This window comes from Pseudomonas sp. 2725 (assembly GCF_050434585.1).
GTDB lineage: Bacteria > Pseudomonadota > Gammaproteobacteria > Pseudomonadales > Pseudomonadaceae > Aquipseudomonas > Aquipseudomonas jessenii.
The window spans coordinates 283,538-301,189 of the sequence record NZ_JBNDIV010000004.1; the positions used below are offsets into that span (position 1 = coordinate 283,538).

The 17,652-nt window shown below is 51.7% G+C and carries 16 protein-coding genes; 14 read left to right on the forward strand and 2 right to left on the reverse strand.

The genetic code is table 11. From position 1 onward, the window contains the following. Positions 1 to 35 precede the first annotated feature (35 nt). From ABIE16_RS12720 to ABIE16_RS12785, 14 genes are all read left to right on the forward strand, one after another. Positions 36 to 2,264, forward strand: coding sequence for a polysaccharide biosynthesis tyrosine autokinase (locus ABIE16_RS12720; protein ID WP_429521325.1), 2,229 nt, complete (start codon positions 36 to 38; stop codon positions 2,262 to 2,264). A gap of 336 nt (positions 2,265 to 2,600) precedes the next feature. Beyond that, positions 2,601 to 3,719 carry a non-hydrolyzing UDP-N-acetylglucosamine 2-epimerase gene (gene wecB / locus ABIE16_RS12725; RefSeq protein ID WP_057715623.1) on the forward strand — a complete coding sequence of 373 codons (1,119 nt, stop codon included), beginning with the start codon at positions 2,601 to 2,603 and terminating at the stop codon, positions 3,717 to 3,719. Positions 3,720 to 3,807: 88 nt separating this feature from the next. After that, a complete protein-coding gene (gene wecC / locus ABIE16_RS12730) occupies positions 3,808 to 5,076 on the forward strand; it encodes a UDP-N-acetyl-D-mannosamine dehydrogenase (protein WP_407515311.1) in 1,269 nt (422 codons plus the stop codon). 161 nt (positions 5,077 to 5,237) lie between these two features. Then, a complete protein-coding gene (locus tag ABIE16_RS12735; RefSeq protein ID WP_429521326.1) occupies positions 5,238 to 6,671 on the forward strand; it encodes a hypothetical protein in 1,434 nt (477 codons plus the stop codon). After that, positions 6,592 to 7,800, forward strand: a complete 1,209-nt coding sequence (locus ABIE16_RS12740; protein WP_429521327.1) for a hypothetical protein — start codon at positions 6,592 to 6,594, stop codon at positions 7,798 to 7,800. The genes ABIE16_RS12735 and ABIE16_RS12740 overlap by 80 nt, the downstream gene beginning before the upstream one ends. Continuing rightward, positions 7,763 to 8,284 (forward strand): acyltransferase, encoded by a 522-nt coding sequence (locus ABIE16_RS12745; protein ID WP_079246780.1) that lies wholly within the window; start codon positions 7,763 to 7,765, stop codon positions 8,282 to 8,284. Before ABIE16_RS12740 ends, ABIE16_RS12745 begins: the two co-directional genes overlap by 38 nt. 375 nt (positions 8,285 to 8,659) lie before the next feature. After that, positions 8,660 to 9,364, forward strand: coding sequence for a WecB/TagA/CpsF family glycosyltransferase (locus ABIE16_RS12750; protein WP_277814394.1), 705 nt, complete (start codon positions 8,660 to 8,662; stop codon positions 9,362 to 9,364). Positions 9,365 to 9,747: 383 nt separating this feature from the next. Then, a complete protein-coding gene (locus ABIE16_RS12755; RefSeq protein ID WP_224795414.1) occupies positions 9,748 to 9,915 on the forward strand; it encodes a hypothetical protein in 168 nt (55 codons plus the stop codon). An 88-nt stretch (positions 9,916 to 10,003) separates the two neighbouring features. After that, entirely contained in the window at positions 10,004 to 11,116 is a 1,113-nt protein-coding gene (locus ABIE16_RS12760; protein ID WP_218496867.1) for a polysaccharide biosynthesis/export family protein, read from the forward strand. A 13-nt stretch (positions 11,117 to 11,129) separates the two neighbouring features. Further along, on the forward strand, positions 11,130 to 11,789 hold the full coding sequence (locus tag ABIE16_RS12765) for a YjbF family lipoprotein (protein WP_057715627.1): 660 nt from the start codon (positions 11,130 to 11,132) through the stop codon (positions 11,787 to 11,789). After that, on the forward strand, positions 11,786 to 12,553 hold the full coding sequence (locus tag ABIE16_RS12770) for a capsule biosynthesis GfcC family protein (protein WP_429521328.1): 768 nt from the start codon (positions 11,786 to 11,788) through the stop codon (positions 12,551 to 12,553). Before ABIE16_RS12765 ends, ABIE16_RS12770 begins: the two co-directional genes overlap by 4 nt. After that, positions 12,550 to 14,634: a YjbH domain-containing protein gene (locus ABIE16_RS12775; RefSeq protein ID WP_057715629.1), complete on the forward strand. Its 2,085-nt coding sequence runs from the start codon at positions 12,550 to 12,552 to the stop codon at positions 14,632 to 14,634. The genes ABIE16_RS12770 and ABIE16_RS12775 overlap by 4 nt, the downstream gene beginning before the upstream one ends. A gap of 429 nt (positions 14,635 to 15,063) precedes the next feature. Beyond that, a complete protein-coding gene (gene galU / locus ABIE16_RS12780) occupies positions 15,064 to 15,897 on the forward strand; it encodes a UTP--glucose-1-phosphate uridylyltransferase GalU (RefSeq protein ID WP_057715631.1) in 834 nt (277 codons plus the stop codon). Positions 15,898 to 15,965: 68 nt separating this feature from the next. Then, entirely contained in the window at positions 15,966 to 16,427 is a 462-nt protein-coding gene (locus ABIE16_RS12785; protein WP_090454133.1) for a hypothetical protein, read from the forward strand. Between the two features lie 38 nt (positions 16,428 to 16,465). Here the strand turns inward: ABIE16_RS12785 and ABIE16_RS12790 are convergent, their stop codons facing one another. Beyond that, positions 16,466 to 17,095, reverse strand: coding sequence for a hypothetical protein (locus ABIE16_RS12790; protein WP_429521329.1), 630 nt, complete (start codon positions 17,093 to 17,095; stop codon positions 16,466 to 16,468). A 71-nt stretch (positions 17,096 to 17,166) separates the two neighbouring features. Beyond that, positions 17,167 to 17,535: a hypothetical protein gene (locus tag ABIE16_RS12795; RefSeq protein WP_090457794.1), complete on the reverse strand. Its 369-nt coding sequence runs from the start codon at positions 17,533 to 17,535 to the stop codon at positions 17,167 to 17,169. Positions 17,536 to 17,652 lie beyond the last annotated feature (117 nt).

The following is a 17,652-nucleotide window of genomic DNA, read 5'->3' on the forward strand; positions in this document are numbered from 1 at the left end:
CACTCCTCGAATACCTGTTAAAAAAGAACCCACTTATGCAGCAAACTCCAGCATTAACCTCACATGACGATGATGATGATATCGACTTGATGGGCCTACTCGGGACACTGGTCGATCATAAATGGTTGATTGCCGGGATCACTGCTGCCTCTATGGCCGTTGGAACGGCCTATGCGGTGTTGGCCAATCCTGTTTACCAGGCAACTGCCTTGCTACAGGTGGAGGCAAAAAAGAATGACTTACTCGGTTTCTCCGATATCAACAGCATGTTGGGTAAAGAGTCACCTTCCGCCACAGAAATTGAATTAATCAAATCGCGCGCCATCATCGGTAAGGTTGTCGACAATCTATCGCTCGATATCACTGTCGAGCCGAACCGTTTTCCGGTGATCGGCGACTTTATTGCTCGTCGGTTCAAAGCAGACGCTGTTAATACGGTCGCGACGCCATGGCTTGGCATGAACAGTTTTGCCTGGGGTGGCGAAACCCTGAAAATATTTCAGCTCGAGCTCCCACAAGAGCTTCTGGGTCAGGAATTAACTTTCATCACCGGTGAAAGTGGCCACTTCACTTTGCTGGATGAAGACGACAATGTCCTGATCGAAGGCCAAGCGGGCCAAGCCTATGACCAGGACGGCATTAAACTGCAAGTCGAAGTGTTGCAGGCTAATCCTGGTACAACGTTCAGCATTGTGCGTGACCCACGTCTGACCAGTATTTTGAAGTACCAAAAGGTACTTGATGTATCAGAGCGCGGTAAAGAATCCGGCATGATCGGGCTTGCTCTTGAAAGCGAGAAACCGGCTGAAGCCATTCAAATCCTCAATGAAATCGCCAAGCTCTACGTACGGCAAAATGTCGAGCGGACTTCGGCCGAAGCCGCTCAAAGCCTGGAGTTTCTAAAAGATCAACTGCCTCAGGTCCGAAAAGACCTGGAAAAAGCCGAAAACGCCCTGAACAAGTATCAAATTCGTAGTAAATCCATCGATATCAGCCTGGAAGCCAAAGCCATTCTCGATCAGATCGTGGCGCTTGATACCAGCATCTCCGAACTGAAATTGCAGCAAGCGGAAATGGATCGCAAGTTTACCCGTCAACACCCTGCCTATCGGGCTTTGCTCAGCCAATTAGGCGAACTGACAGCGAAGCAGGACGGTTTGGCCAAAAAAGTCGAGGGCCTGCCTTCAACACAGCAAGAACTCCTTAGCCTCACCCGCGACGTAAAAGTCAGCACCGAAATTTATACCCAGCTCCTGAATAAATCCCAGGAACTGGATGTAATGCGTGCCGGCACTGTGGGCAACGTGCGCTTGATCGATACCGCCGATGTGGATCTGAAAAAGCCCGTTAAACCCAAGAAGCCCCTGATCGTTCTCATCGCCACCCTGCTCGGGGCTTTCCTGGCGACTGCAGTGGTGCTTTTTCGCAAAGCCCTTAGCCGCGGCGTGGAAAATCCGGACCAAATTGAACAGCTGGGGTTGCCGGTGTACGCATCCATTCCTTTCAGCACGCTGCAAAAAACTGAAGAAAGCAAAACCTTCCGAAGTGGCCGAGGCCGTGCTAACAACACCGCCCCCATACTGGCAAGCAGTCACCCCACCGACCTGGCCATAGAAGGATTGCGCAGCCTGCGCACCAGCCTTCACTTCGCCATGCTCGAAGCCAGCAATAATCGTCTGATGATCTCCGGCCCGAGCCCCAAGGTAGGTAAAACGTTCGTTTCCGCCAACCTCGCCGCAGTCATCGCGCAGACCGGCCAGCGTGTATTGCTGATCGACGTGGATATGCGTAAAGGGTATTTGCATAAGGTATTTGGAACCCCCGCTGAAAACGGGCTTTCTGATCTACTCGTCAAGCGCTGCGACCTGGCAACCGCGATCAATAAAACTGAATTCGAGCACCTTGACGTTATCGGTCGCGGACAAATACCGCCCAACCCTTCAGAACTGCTAATGCATGCGAACTTCAGTGCCTTTCTGGAGCAAGTCAGCGCCCAGTACGACCTGGTAATTCTGGATACACCACCGTTGCTGGCGGTGACGGATGCGGCGATTGTCGGTCGCCAGTCGGGTACAAGTTTGATTGTGACGCGCTTTGCGCTCAACCCGGTTCGTGAAATTGAATTGACCATGCGCCGCTTTGCACAAAATGGTGTTGATTTGAAAGGCGCCATTTTCAATGGTGTTGAAAAAAGAGCCTCGGCCAAATATGGCTATGCCGACTATGGTTATTACAACTACGAATATAAATCAGAGAACGTTTAGTTAATTAACTGCTGTCTATACCCCCGCTACCGTCGAGCAGTAATGAATGGCGGTAGCCATATCAACTCCACCTTGCTACCTGCAGCTGAAAAAATGCAGACACATTAATAAATAGTGACGCTCTCAGGGACTGGCAATTAATCCTGGGGCGGTAGCGTGGCAAAAATCAAATTCGTACAGCCCTACATCAATGGTTATCCATTAATTCGGCGTATTTCTCTGGATCAACAAAAGTTGGGTCGCCGTTGTTTTATCAGCATCGATCCGAAACGACATTTGTTAGTCAGTCCAAACATCCCTCCACCTTCAGCTACGAACATAGCAATGGATCGCCCTATGAAGACCCTATGCATTTTTGGTACCCGTCCTGAGGCCATTAAAATGGCTCCACTTGCGTTGGCACTGGCGGCAGACGAACGCTTTGAGGCGAAAGTCTGCGTCACCGGCCAACACCGTGAAATGCTCGATCAAGTACTGGGGTTGTTTGCCATTGAGCCGGACTTCGACCTGAACATCATGAAACCCGGCCAGGACCTGACCGACGTTACCAGCGCGATCCTGCAAGGGCTGAAGAAAGTCCTGGCGGAATTCAAACCCGATATCGTGTTGGTTCACGGTGATACCGCCACCACCTTTGCTGCCAGCCTCGCGGCCTACTACCAGCAGATTCCGGTTGCGCACGTGGAAGCCGGTTTGCGCACGGGCAATCTCTACTCTCCGTGGCCGGAAGAAGGCAATCGAAAACTCACGGGGGCGTTGGCCAACCTGCACTTTGCGCCAACCGAAACGTCGCAAGCCAATCTGCTGCGCGAGGGCGTTGATCCAGACACGATCGTCGTCACTGGCAACACAGTGATCGATGCCCTGCTGGATGTCGTCAAGCGTCTCGATCAGGACCAGGCACTGCTTGCCCAAGCCTCTGCACCGGCGGCCTTTCTCAACCCTGCAAGAAAATTGATCCTCGTGACAGGCCATCGCCGGGAAAGTTTCGGTGACGGCTTCGAGCGCATCTGTCAGGCGTTAATGGAGGTTGCCCAGCAACATCCAGGGGTCGATATCGTCTATCCCGTGCACCTCAATCCCAATGTGCGCGAGCCCGTCAATCGTCTACTCACCGGCATTGACAACATCTACCTGATCGATCCCCTGGACTACCTGCCTTTCGTTCACATGATGAGCCGTGCGCATATCATTTTGACCGACTCCGGAGGCATCCAGGAGGAAGCGCCGTCACTGGGCAAACCTGTGCTGGTGATGCGCGATACCACGGAACGGCCAGAGGCTGTTGCCGCAGGCACGGTGAAACTGGTCGGCACCGAAACCGCCGATATCGCCCGCGAGTTGAATCGTTTGCTGACCGATACGGTCGCCTACCGCACCATGAGTTACGCCCATAACCCCTACGGCGACGGTAACGCCTGCCAGCGCATCATCGAGGCGCTGCTCGCTCGATAACCCCCTCCCTTGCTTAACAGCCGTTGCGTTGCGCGGCTGTTATCTCGCTTGAAAAACGTATCTACACATCACTATTCAAGGACGTTCCATGCCTTTCAAAACCATCTCCGTCGTTGGTCTCGGGTATATCGGCTTGCCCACTGCGGCTGTCTTCGCTTCACGCAAAAAACAAGTGATTGGCGTCGACGTTAATCAAAATGCGGTCGATATCATCAACCGCGGTCAGATTCATATCGTTGAGCCTGACCTGGATATGGTGGTGCATGCCGCCGTGACTGAAGGCTACCTACGCGCCTCCACCCGGCCGGAACCCGCCGATGCTTTTCTGATTGCCGTGCCCACACCGTTCAAGGGCGACCATGAACCGGACTTGGGCTACATCGAATCGGCCAGTAAAAGCATTGCCCCGGTGTTGAAGAAAGGCGATCTGGTCATTCTTGAATCGACCTCCCCGGTGGGCGCTACCGAACAGATGGCCGCCTGGCTCGCCGAAGCTCGTCCAGACCTGAGCTTTCCGCAAACCCACGGTGAAAGCTCCGACATCCGCATTGCTCACTGCCCGGAACGGGTACTGCCCGGCCATGTGCTGCACGAATTGGTGCAGAACGATCGGGTCATTGGGGGCATGACACCGAAATGCTCCGCGTTGGCCATCAGCCTTTACAAGATCTTCGTCCAAGGCGAATGCATCGTCACCAACGCCCGCACTGCGGAAATGTGCAAACTCACCGAAAACAGTTTTCGCGACGTGAACATCGCCTTCGCCAACGAACTCTCGATGATTTGCGACAGACTGGATATCAACGTCTGGGAACTGATCCGCCTTGCCAACCGCCACCCAAGGGTCAATATCCTGCAGCCTGGCCCCGGGGTTGGCGGACACTGCATTGCAGTTGATCCGTGGTTCATCGTTAGCAAAACCCCAGATGAAGCTCGCTTAATTCGGACTGCTCGGGAAGTGAATGACAGTAAACCAGAGTGGGTACTAGATAAAGTTAAGATTGCTGTCGCAGAGTTACTCCAGAAAAACCCATTAAAAACCGCCTACGAAATTACAATTGCATGTTTTGGCCTAGCCTTCAAACCCGATATTGACGACTTGCGCGAGAGTCCGGCAGTTTCAATCACCCAGAAAATCGCTGCTTTCCACCCTGGGCGAGTGTTGGCAGTCGAGCCGCACATTGAAGAACTCCCTGCGAAATTAACTAACCAGCTAACATTGAGCAGCATTGATCATGCGCTACCTGAAGCAGACGTTATTGTCCTGCTCGTAGACCATAAATTTTTTAAAGAAATCAGTCTAGAGCAACTAGAAAATCGCAAACTTATTGACACTCGAGGTATCTGGAACAGCTAATTCGCAGCATGAATTAATTTTTATTGACGCTGCCTTTGCACACAACAAAGGCAGCATCCTTACAACCCATAAAAGACAAAATAGAGCTAAGCACACCACAATGCACGACCTGAGCTTTCCACCCTACAAAAACTCCACTTTGCAAATCAGGAATGCTCTTAATGAAGGTTAGCAAAGGAACATCTTTGAGCATCATCAGCACATCTCTGCTATTTTTTATTAACGAGATGGCCCTTCTATCTATTATTGCTTCAGCCCTATACTTAAAATTCAAGAAAAAGCCATTTGAGTGCTTACTCGTAATTTGCTTTTATCTGACTTTTCAATGGACCTGGAGTGCGATCAGCGCAAACACAGGCGTAAGTAATCTTGAGCCAGCACATGTCAAGACCATAGCAGGATCAATCTTTTTAGCGATCATTCTTACCAAATATTTATCTAAGCCTGCAAAATTTCAAATACTATGCATTGCAGGAATCTTTTTACTACTATTGAAAGGTACTTTTTTTGCCGCAAACAAGATGGTAGCCATAAAATATTTAATCAACATGTACATCCCAATGATCATCACGATCATTAGTATGGGCAACATTTCTTTCAGCAAAAACAGAGAAAAGATTTCTAGCAAAATAGAAACCTATATTGCTTTGATCTTGATTGGCTCGCTAATCGGTGCATTGGCGCATGTAGTATCAGGCTACGACACCCTAATTTCGTTAACGTCCTCTCTAGCAGACAATAGACAGGACACCGATAGCATCATGCAAGAAATCGATGGCGAGTTTAAATATTTCACGGCTGGAGCCGCAACGAAAATAGCAGGAATCCCTGTAATTAGAAATCCCGGGTTAATTATCGACTCCATCCTCGCAGGTTATACTCTTGCCTTCATAATTGTTTATATTATTTATTTCGTACGCAGAAACAAAGCCGTACTACTTGGCGCATCGTGCTTCTTACTATTTATCACATTTTCAAAAGGCGCCTGGGTCATACCGATCATCACCATATTCATAACTGAAATAAACAAATTTCTTTGGAAGAAGTCAGTAAAACTTAGACTTCTTACCAACATACTACTAATTTCGGTAATTTCGCTCAGCACGATAGTTTCTGCCTCACGGGGAACCGGCGATAGTTCATTCATTCACTTTATGGGGCTTTCCCAAGTATTCGTATTCCACCCATCTATTGCAGGAAATGATTTAGGTAGCGGAGGAAACTATGCTGATTCTGAATTTACAGAAAAACTAAAAACCGGAGCAGAAAGCACAATTGGCGTTATCTATTATCATACTGGCGCAGCAGGACTTGCACTACTCATAGCATTAAACGCCTCAATACTTATGTCCCTACTAAAGAAAAACGATCGAAAGCATAGCGTTCTAATAGGCATGCTGGCAGCTCAGTTTATTTTGTCTTTCCTTCAAGAAAACACATACAACCTAGCATATAGCTTCCCGCGAATACTGATATTCATCGCAATCATTTTTGAAATCAACAGAACCAATACCCATGCAAATCAAAAAAATAATCCCCTTAGCCATAATGGCACTGGGTGCAGGATCAATCTTCCTATCAATACTATTACTTAAACATCATCTTTCACCTGAAGATTATGGACGTTATTCAGGACTTATAACGCTCACAATGATCACATCAGCAATAGGACTGCTTTCTTATGAACAATCTACGCTCAGACTTGCAATCATCTCGGCGCAAAACACCTTACTTCTACCCTCCAACACAGTGGTGACTGCTCTACTTATAGCAGCATCCACATCGGCGGCATCTTCTTTTTTTTACACTCACTTTTTTGATTGCAATAGTTCCCCCTGGAAAATATTCATAATTTGCTTCTCTCTATCCGTAGCTTTATTCGCATCATCACTCCATCGTTTGTGCTCAAACTTCACGAACAGCCAAATTACACTGCACAGTTGGAAAACAATATTCCTGGTAATCATCGTGGCAATCCTTTACTTCAAAGAAAATGTGGATTACGAAACGATTGAAACAACACTTCTACTAGCGTGCCTATTAGGGCTTTCATCAGCAGCCTTTTCAATACGAGGTAGAATTGACTCTTCTGCACTGCAAATAAACACCATACCTTTTACTGCCAGCTTTTTGGGCTCTACCGCTATAATAGTGGCAATCAACAGTTTTGATAAATTTGCTGTAGGCAAGCTGATTGGCAAAGAGGAGCTTGGAAATTATTTTTACACAGCCACAATTTACACCTATCCATTTTTAATTATTTCATCCTTCATAGGACTTACACAGCTAATTTCATTTAAAACAAAATTTAACATCAGCGATCTAAAGAGACAGATCAGACAAGTACTAATACTGACACCACTGTCGCTAATAGCTTACTCTGGAGTATCAGCATACGTCATCTCGCTAGTCAGCCCAACAGAAAACCAAGACTATGCTTTAATAGCTATATTTTTAGGGATTTCAATGACCCGAATTGCTTATGCTGTGATTTCATCTGCAATGGGGGCGACAGGGTTGAGCAAGACCATATTTATTGCGAACCTTTACTTCATTATTCTCTCAATACCACTTTTAATACTACTGTCGCAGTTTCCAGCAAGCACATATACAATTGCCACAACCGTCCTCGGACTCTTACTAATCAGATCACTCCTTTACTTTATATTTTTAATCAGGCAAGAACATGAAAAAGCTACTAGCACAATTCAGCTTCGAAGCTAAGCAATGGTTTATTCTACTTACTAAATACGCACCCGGTAAATTTGGGTGTCACATTCGAAATTTAACATGGGGGTATAAGGCTGGAAAATTTTCTACCATCTGGGACGGAACCCATATAAATCACCCAGAAAAACTGAAAATTGGCCATAATGTTTCGATCAATAGAGGCTGTACAATTCATGCAGGCGGCGAAATTGATATAGGCGACAATGTTTTAATTGGTCCTAAAGTCGTCATATACTCGCAAAACCACAAATTTCGCTCTTTAAGTAAAAATATTGCTGAACAGGGCTACTCCTATAAAAAGGTCACTATCGAAGACGATGTATGGATTGCTTCTGGCGCAATTATATTGCCAGGCTCTTACATTTCGAAAGGTGCAATCATTGGTGCGGGTGCGGTTGTTCGAGGCAGCATTCCCAGCCTTGCCATCGTAACCGGCAACCCTGGCACTATCACTGGAACTCGGACACAAATGGATTAATAGATAGATCACTGACTCTATTGCAGGGTTGTCGATGACATTGAATTCATTTCACCAACAAGCGATTAACCTGCAAATTTTTTCTTTTCTGGCTGGATACGTATCAACTTACTCATCGTTAGTTCATTGCGAAACTACTCCTGTACCGGTACGAGCGCGCGCGCGCATTGGCAGCAGACGCGCGATCTAACTGCGTAGTTATTTACCCAGCTAGCGACCTTCAACAGCGATCGCACAATTGCTGGTAAAAAATCTATTCAATTGGCAGGACCGCTTTTTACTTCCCCGCTGGCCTAGGCGTATTACTCGCTCGCCTTTACACCCCAAACCCCGCTGAGATTAACCATGCAAAGAATTGAAGTTTTGGACTGCCCCATGGATGTCGCTTCCATGGACAACACGGTCGAGACAATTCGCAACGCGATTACTGCCGGCCACTTCACCCAGCACGTGGTAGTGAATGTCGCCAAGCTAGTAAACATGCGCGACGACCCTCAGTTGAGCGAATCCGTCCGTTCTTGTGACATCATTAATATCGACGGTATGGGTGTGGTGTTGGGTGCCCGCTTTCTCGGCCACTCAGTGCCCGAACGCGTCGCGGGTGTCGACCTGTTTCATGAATTGCTGGAGATGAGCGCCGCCAACCAGTTTTCGGTGTTTTTGTTGGGCGCCAAGGACGAGGTCGTTTCCACCGCCGCCAGCAAGGTGAAAGCGCTTTACCCTGGGCTGAAAGTCGCCGGGTATCACCATGGCTATTTCTGGGACGACGAAGCCGCACTGGTCGAGAAGGTTCGGGCTTCAGGTGCTCAGCTGCTGTTCGTCGCCATCACTTCGCCGATGAAAGAAAACTTTATCAACCGCTGGCGCGATCAGTTGGGGGTCACCTTTGTGATGGGGGTGGGCGGAACGTTCGATGTGGTCGCGGGGAAGGTAAAACGTGCGCCGCAATGGATGCAGAATTACGGGCTGGAATGGCTGTACCGTGTTATCCAGGAACCCGGCAGGATGTGGAAGCGCTACTTGACCACCAACAGCAAGTTCGCCTGGTTGCTCATCAAAGAAAAGCTTAAGCGGTCTTGAATATCATCGCCGTACTCGTGGCGTGGGCGGACAATGTTAGAAACAGTGGGTGCGCGTTATAAAACGTCAGACCTGTCAGGCGTCCTACACAGGTATTCTTAAGGCAATAATCGCAAGATAAACCTCACTGAGGAATGACCCAGAGGTCCACTCTCATCGAGTTCGAATCAATACTATCCTTAACGTTAATGGACGCTCAGCGTTTTTGGCCTTGCACGCTCGCTTTTTAGTTTCACCGCCAATACCGACGATGCATCAAAAAGGAATCTACTATGACCAAACTACTTGCTTCCGCTCTATTGCTGTCTTTAAGTGCCTCCGCTTTAGCCGCTGAGCCCCCTGCAGCGTCTTCCGCTCCAGGCACACCTGTAAAAAACACTTCTTTGAATCAGTCCACCCCTCTCGTGGGCAGCCTGTCCACAGAGGCTGCTCTTGGCCTCGGCGCCGTGGTTGTCGCCGGAGCCGCTGCACTGTCATCCAGTGGTGGCAGCAGCAATGGCGGCGGCACTACCGGCACTACTGGTACTACCGGCACCACCGGTACACGCTAAGCGTACCGCGAGGTCGATAGCCTTCCACCACCCGGAGCAATCCGGGTGGTTCAGTTCTGATGTGTTCCCTCCACAAGTGTCCTCAATCATGATTCGTAGTTTGTCGCTCGCTGTGCTTGCAGGCGTAGCCCTGCAAGGCTGTATGTTCTCACCCGGTCAACACTTGGATACCAGTCAGGTCGGCCGTGATGGCTCACCAGAAAGCAGTCGGATCGAGTTGATTCCGATAACGCCCAAACTGATTGCCCAGAACGCGGCGACAAAAGTGCAAGCCTCGGTGCCAGCCGAGTTGTTGGCGTTCAAGCCGCAGGCTTACCGGATTGGCGCCAATGATGTGCTGTACATCACGGTGTGGGACCATCCTGAGTTGACTGCACCATCGGGTGCGCAACAGCAAATTGATGCGAACGGTCGCCTGGTACGCCCGGACGGCACCATGTTTTACCCCTATATCGGCAATATTCATGCCGCAGGTAAAACCATCGAGGAGCTACGCGGTTTTATTGCCGAGCGCCTGACGCAATTTGTCGACAGCCCCCAGGTTGACTTGAGTGTTTTGCGGTTTGCCAGTCAAAAAGTGGTGATTTCCGGTGCCATTTTAAAAGCCGGTCAACAACCCATTACCACTTCGCCACTCACTGTCGTCGAAGCCATGGGTACTGCTACTGTCGATCCGTTGAATGCCGACCTTGCCGGTCTGACACTGACCCGGGACGGACGTGAGTATCCGCTCGACCTGGACTCGCTTAACAGCAAAGGCTCGCAGTTGCACAACGTCTATTTGAAAGACGGCGATCAGTTGTACCTGCCCTACAACGACCGGAAAAAGATCTACGTCATGGGTGAGGTCAACCAGCCTCGGGCGCTCACGTTCAAAATCAACCGGATGAACCTGGCGGATGCGATCGGAACGGTCGGTGGACTGAACCAGACCACCTCCAACGGCAATGCGCTGTATGTCATTCGAGGTGCCGAGAATCTTGAAACCGAGCCGGCAAAGGTCTTTCAGCTGGACGCCGAATCGCCTACCGCGTTTGCTCTCGCCAGCCGCTTCGATCTGCAACCCCAGGACATCGTCTACGTCGGCCCTGCAGGCGTGACCCGCTGGAACCGCTTGATCAGTCAGTTGCTGCCCTCGGCTACTATCCTGGGTACCGGAGCGGCCGCTCAAAACAATCTCAGTGAAGCCAGCAGTCGATAAGGTTTGAGCCGCTTTGAAAACTTTGCGTAACAGCTCATGCCTGGCGGTGGGTTTACTGCTGTGTGGCTGCAATCCGTTGATGCAGGCGTCCCTGGATACCTTTAAAGCCGCCACACTGGGCGTCCAGCCGCTGCAAGTGACTGCAGCGCAAGTGGAGGCCGTGCCCTATGCGCAGATCAAGGTCACCACGGACGTCAGCGAAGGTGTGCTGGCGAAGCTTCGCCAGCAGGACGACCTGGAGTTCTGGGTCGCCTCCGGCAAGCAAGTGCTGTTGATGCGCGATGGTCTGGTCGTGCGCACTGTCGGCCTGAGCATCAATCTCGATGGCACGCGCTTCGACGGTGAGTCGCCGTTCAAGCGTGGCTTGCAGCAATTGCCCGACGGTTACAGCAGTACCCGCTGGATTGATGTCTATCAGGGTCCGCGGGTCGGACTGGCTGTTAACAGTCGTTTCAGTCGACAGGGCATCGAAACCGTCACCATCCTGGACAAGGACTATGCGTTGCAGCGCATAGATGAACGCGTCGACATCCCCGAGCTGGGATTCAAGGCCACCAACCGTTTTTGGGTCAGGCCTGACGATGGCTTGATCCTGCAGAGCGAACAACATCTCACGCCGGAACTTTTCTTGAAGATTGTGCAATTGCGCCCTGACCGGGAGACGGCTCGATGAGATATTCGAAAACGCTGTCGGCTTGCCTGTTGCTGGCAAGTTCTGCGATGACTCAGGCCGCTGTCACGGTCACGGGTGATGTACAAAACGCCGGGGCCTTCACGTTCGTGCCAGGCACGCGCTTGCTCGATGCCGTCAGCGAGGCACGCCCGAACGCCGAAAGTTACTGGTTGGCCGCCGCCTGGCTGCACCAGCCACTGTTGGAGCAGCAAACCCGCCTTAAGGCCGGCGTGCTGTTCGATCTGAAGTTGCTTCAACGTGGGGCCTTGCTTGAAGAAAAAAGCGGCCTTGCGGCCCTGGCTGCGCGTCTGTTTGAAGAGGTCAGCCGACTGCCCGTTACCGGCCGCAAAGTCGCGGTGCTCGACCCCGTGGCGCTGGAGGTTGGGTTCGCCCCTAATTACTCGCTCAGTGACGGTGACCAGCTGATTTACCCCCTACGCCCGACGACGGTCACTGTCCTGGGTGCAGTTGAACAGCCCTGCACGCTGCCCTATCGCGCCCTGCGGCCAGCCCAGGAATATCTCAAAAGCTGTCTGCCGGTGACCGACGCAGATGCCGATTACCTGTGGTTGATTCAGCCCGATGGCCTGGTCAAGCGAGTCGGCAACGCCGCCTGGAACCGCGAAGATGGGGTGATTGCCGCCGCCGGCAGCACAATTCTGGTGCCCGTGCGCAACGATGATCTGGATTTGCCCACACCCGACTTGAACGAGCAGCTTGCTCAGTTTCTCGCCACCCAACCGCTGCCCGAGGTGGCCCCTTGAAGTTACGTTTTGCCGCCGTAGTGTTGTTGCCCTACAGCTTGGCTCATGGAGAGCCGCGTTTTACCCAGAATGATTTCGGTGGTGTGGGTTTGTTGCAAACCCCTACCGCACGGATGGCACCCGCCGGCGAATTCAGCCTGAACGCCAACCGGACAGACCCTTACTCGCGCTATAGCATTTCAATACAGCCCCTCGATTGGCTGGAAGGTAGTTTTCGTTATACCGCTATCAGCGACCGTAAATACGGGGCCGAATCATTCAGTGGCGACCAGAGCTATAAAGACAAGGCGGTCGATGTCAAAGCCCGCCTCTGGAAAGAAAGCCACTGGTTGCCCGAGGTCGCGCTCGGTTTTCGGGATGTCGGGGGCACCGGCCTGTTTTCCAGCGAATACTTTGTGGCGAACAAACGTTACTACGACCTGGATTTCAGCCTCGGCGTTGCCTGGGGTTACATCGGTAACCGTGCGGACCTCGAGAACCCGCTGGGGTACATCGACGAGCGCTTTGATACACGCCCGGTAAACACCGGCGCGGACGCGGGCAACGTCAATACCGGCTCGTATTTTCGCGGCTCGCCCGCGTTGTTTGGCGGTGTGTCCTATCAGACGCCCTGGGCGCCCTTGAGCTTGAAACTCGAGTTCGACGGTAACGACTACAAGCACGAGCCGCTGGATAATAGCCTGAAGCAGGACTCGCCCATCAACATCGGGGCGGTCTTCAAGCTAAGTGACTCTGTCGATCTGACCGCCGGTTGGGAGCGCGGCAACACCGCGTTGTTCGGCATCACTTTTCATACCAATTTCGCCAGCCGCAAGGCGCCGGCCAAGCGCTACGACCCCGCTGTCGAAGCGCTGCCGGCACACGCGCCAACTGCGCCGCTCGACCAGGTCGACTGGGCGGGGGTTTCCAAACGATTGGAAAACAACGCCGGTTATAAGGTCGAGCGTATTGCTCAGCGCGATTCCGAGCTGATTGTGTATGGCGAGCAGTCGCGCTATTTCTACTCAGCCAAAGGTGTGGGCCGGGCCAGCCGGATTCTGGACAACAGCGCGAATGACGAAATCGACTGGTTCACGCTGGTGAACAAGCGTTACGACATGCCCGTTGAAGAAACCAGTGTGCCCCGCGAAACCTTCCGGGAAGTGGTGAATAACCAGCAAGACCTTACTGACCTGCACCGCACCACCGAATTGAACCGGGCCACGCCACACATTGAAAACACGCTGTACACCCAGCCCCTTGAGCGTTTTACCTATGGTATCGGCTTGGGTTACAAGCAAAACATTGGCGGTCCCGACGGTTTGCTGTACCAGTTGACCGCTGATTTGGACGCAGAATACCGCTTTACCCGCAACACGTGGACGAGCGGGGTCATAAGCACCAATCTCCTGAACAACTTTGATAAGTTCACGTACGACGCGCCGAGCAATCTGCCCCGAGTGCGGACCGATTTGCGCAAGTACGTCATCACCTCTGATGTAACAATGCCGACATTTCAACTCAACCATGCCAAGCAACTGGATCAAGACTTGTATGGCATGGTGTATGGCGGTTATCTGGAATCAATGTTCGCCGGGGTCGGTGGTGAATTGCTGTACCGCCCCATGGGCGAGCGTTGGGCCGTGGGTGCTGATTTGAACTTTGTACGCCAGCGTGACTTTGACCAGGGTTTTGGTCTGCGCGATTACAACACCACGACCGGTCACATCACCACCTATACCGAACTGCCGTTCGACTTGCAGGCTGCGGTCAGTGTTGGACGCTACCTGGCGCGCGATTGGGGTGCCACGATCGATCTGTCGCATGAGTTCACTAACGGCGTGAAGTTCGGTGGCTGGGTCACCCGCACCACGGCTTCGAAAGAAGAGTTCGGCGAGGGTAGCTTCGACAAAGGAATCTATATCTCGGTCCCCTTCGACGAGTTGATGAGCGTTTCCACGATGCGTCGCGCCAACCTGGTCTGGGCTCCGCTGACCCGCGATGGTGGCGCGCGTCTGAACCGCCAATATTCGCTGTACACAATGACCAATGGCCGCGACAAAGATGCGTTCTATAAGAACTTTGAGAAAATCACCGAATGAGTTCGTTGTTCCTGGGTGTCACACAACTTCCCCTCTGGATACGCACTCTGTTTTTCATCAGCGTTAGTGGGGTCTTGCTGACAGCCGCTTTGCGAGCGTAACCGATTCCCAAGCCTTTACCCAGGAAGACAAACTGCATCACTTGGTAGGTTTTTTCGCGTTGTCTTTTAGTTGCCAGTTGGTCTTCCTGCGGGTCAAGGCGCGCTGGATCGCCTCGAGCTGTCTGCTGACGGGGATCCTGATCGGCTTGATTGAGTGGCTATGTAAGCATCCAGTCAAACAGTCCGCTGAGCTCCCGGACACTTAAGACCACGGCTTCGTCCGTGAGCATAGTGAGAATTTGGAAGCTCTACCTATTGGCGGGAGCATCTTAGTGCTCTCCGCAGTAAATGACGGCTTCTCTTATACATTGGAAAAAAGGACGCTTCTATGATCCGTAAATGTCTATTCCCTGCTGCCGGCTATGGCACGCGCTTTCTGCCCGCCACCAAGTCGATGCCGAAGGAAATGCTGCCGATCGTCAACAAGCCGCTGATCCAGTACGGTGTTGAGGAAGCACGGGATGCCGGCCTGCAGCACATGGCGATCGTCACCGGGCGCGGCAAGCGGGCGCTGGAAGACCATTTCGATATCAGTTACGAGCTGGAGCATCAGATTCGTGGTACCGACAAGGAGAACTATCTCAACGGTACCCGCGAGTTGATGGATACCTGCACCTTCTCTTACACCCGTCAGGTGGAGATGAAGGGGCTTGGGCACGCCATTCTCTCTGGCCGTCCGTTGATTGGTGATGAGCCGTTTGCAGTGGTACTGGCGGACGACCTGTGCTTGAACCTGGAAGGCGATGGTGTGCTGTCGCAGATGATCGCGCTCTATAAGCAGTTCCGTTGCTCGATCGTGGCCATTCAGGAAGTACCCAACGACCAGACGCACAAGTACGGCATCATCGCCGGCGAGCAGATTCGCGAAGGTATTTACCGGGTTAACAGCATGGTTGAAAAGCCTAAACCGGAAGATGCCCCGTCCAATCTGGCCATTATTGGTCGTTACATTCTGACGGCCGATATCTTTGACTTGATTGCTGATACCGAGCCCGGCAAGGGCGGTGAGATCCAGATCACTGACGCGTTGATGAAGCAGGCACAAAGCGGTTGTGTCCTGGCATACAAGTTCGAAGGTCACCGCTTTGACTGCGGCGGAGCGGAAGGTTATATCGACGCGACCAATTTCTGTTATGAGAATTTGTATAAGAAAGGCCTGTAACCGGTAATTTTCAGCTCTTGGGTGCCGCGTTTCTGAGCGGCCATAAACCTTTTGCAAGGCAGACCACTATGAACGCTTCCAGATCACCGATCGACTCTGTCTATAAATCGCTGGACCCTTTTGCACCGGGCAATATGGTTTTGGGGCAGGAGTTCACCGAGGGCAACAGTGGATTGATGGCCTGGTTGCGGACGTACGAAAGAGCACCCTCCTCTACCTCCCCTCAACCCAGATTGCTGGTGGAACGCATCGGGCTTTTCCCCTCCTCCGGGGACATTCGATGTGCAGTCAGTAATCCGACTGCCGTACTGACGCATCTTCGTTCGTTGTACGCCAGTAAAGCGCTGGACGTAGACGAGAGCGACGGCCTAAGCCTGACGTTCACTGAATGGCGCTTCAAGATCCACCTCTCGCAGACCGAGCCAGAAATCGTGCTGAACGTTGAGAGTCGTGGTGATGTTGCACTGATGCAGTTGAAAACTGCAGAGCTGCTGGCCCGGATTGATGAGAAAAGCAGTAGTGAGTCCTAGCTCCACCCTCTTGCCGGGACTCGACATCAAGCCAATCGCTATAACCGTGACGGCCCGCCAGAAGTACGCCAATGAGGCTGCATAAAAGCCTTTTCTGCCCCCGACAGAGTCAATGCCAGCGAGTTCAAGACCCCCTCGGCGGTGTACTTGGGAATGCTCGTACTCAGTAGAATCCCCGCTAGCCCCAGCGCCAGGGCCGGCAAAGGAATTTTGCGGATTTCCCTTCTCTCCAGCCTGAAAAGAAAGACGCACGCCGCGGCTGATCCCACAACCGCCCCGGCAATCGCTTCCGGCAGAGGATGAATCGTCTGACCGACATACTGGATGCTGAACCACCAGGTCGACAGCAGCCCCGCTCCCAGCGCCAGCCATCGAAGGCGATGATCCAGTTGGCGCAACAGCAAACTCAGTACAACGGTCGACACCAGGCAGGCGTTCATTGCGTGGCCACTGATGACCGCGATATCCAGGCTTTCCAGGCCGATTCCCCAGCCCTTGAAAAGCACTTTACTGAGACCTACGACAAAATAGGCTACGAACAGTACGCCTAGCCATAAGAGGGCGAGTTTTCTGGATGCCGTGCACCATAACCAACCCGCGACGACCATGGCCGCTGGAAGCATGACCGTGATTCCGGCGTATTGTGCGATGAACAGTTTTGACTCCAATCTACTTCCTCACGCCTGATGCAATTTTCCAGTGTAATGGACACTGGGCGCGTGTTCAGTAGATACAACGCTCATCGATCCGAAAAGCACTTCAGACGGTTCTCTACGACAAGCACCGAATAACTCGCGATGTGCATTGCCAGTCCGTCCTCTACCAGCGCGTCCAGCAAGGCAGCCTGTGCCGCGAAGCGCAGGTCGCGGTTGAGTTTTCGAGAGGCGTGCATCTGATCGATCAGAACATGCGTCACTTGATAAGGAGTGTTAACCCTCAGACGTCCCAGCCAGACAGGTAGTTTTTTTGCAGTTTTAGTCTGCTTGATATCCTGTACGCCTGTTGCCTTGTCCGAAGAGGGGCTTTTCGAAACTTCCACGATCTCTTCAAACACGTTGGTCAACTTTTTTAATGCGTAGCCGAGCATCAGATCATCAAACGCATCCAAAAACATATACCTCTTCACTTTGTGAAGTCATTTCTACCATGCAAACACTTGCTTTTATCACACTACACTTTATTCGCTTTATATATTTGACGTATTCTAACGATCACACCTTATTAG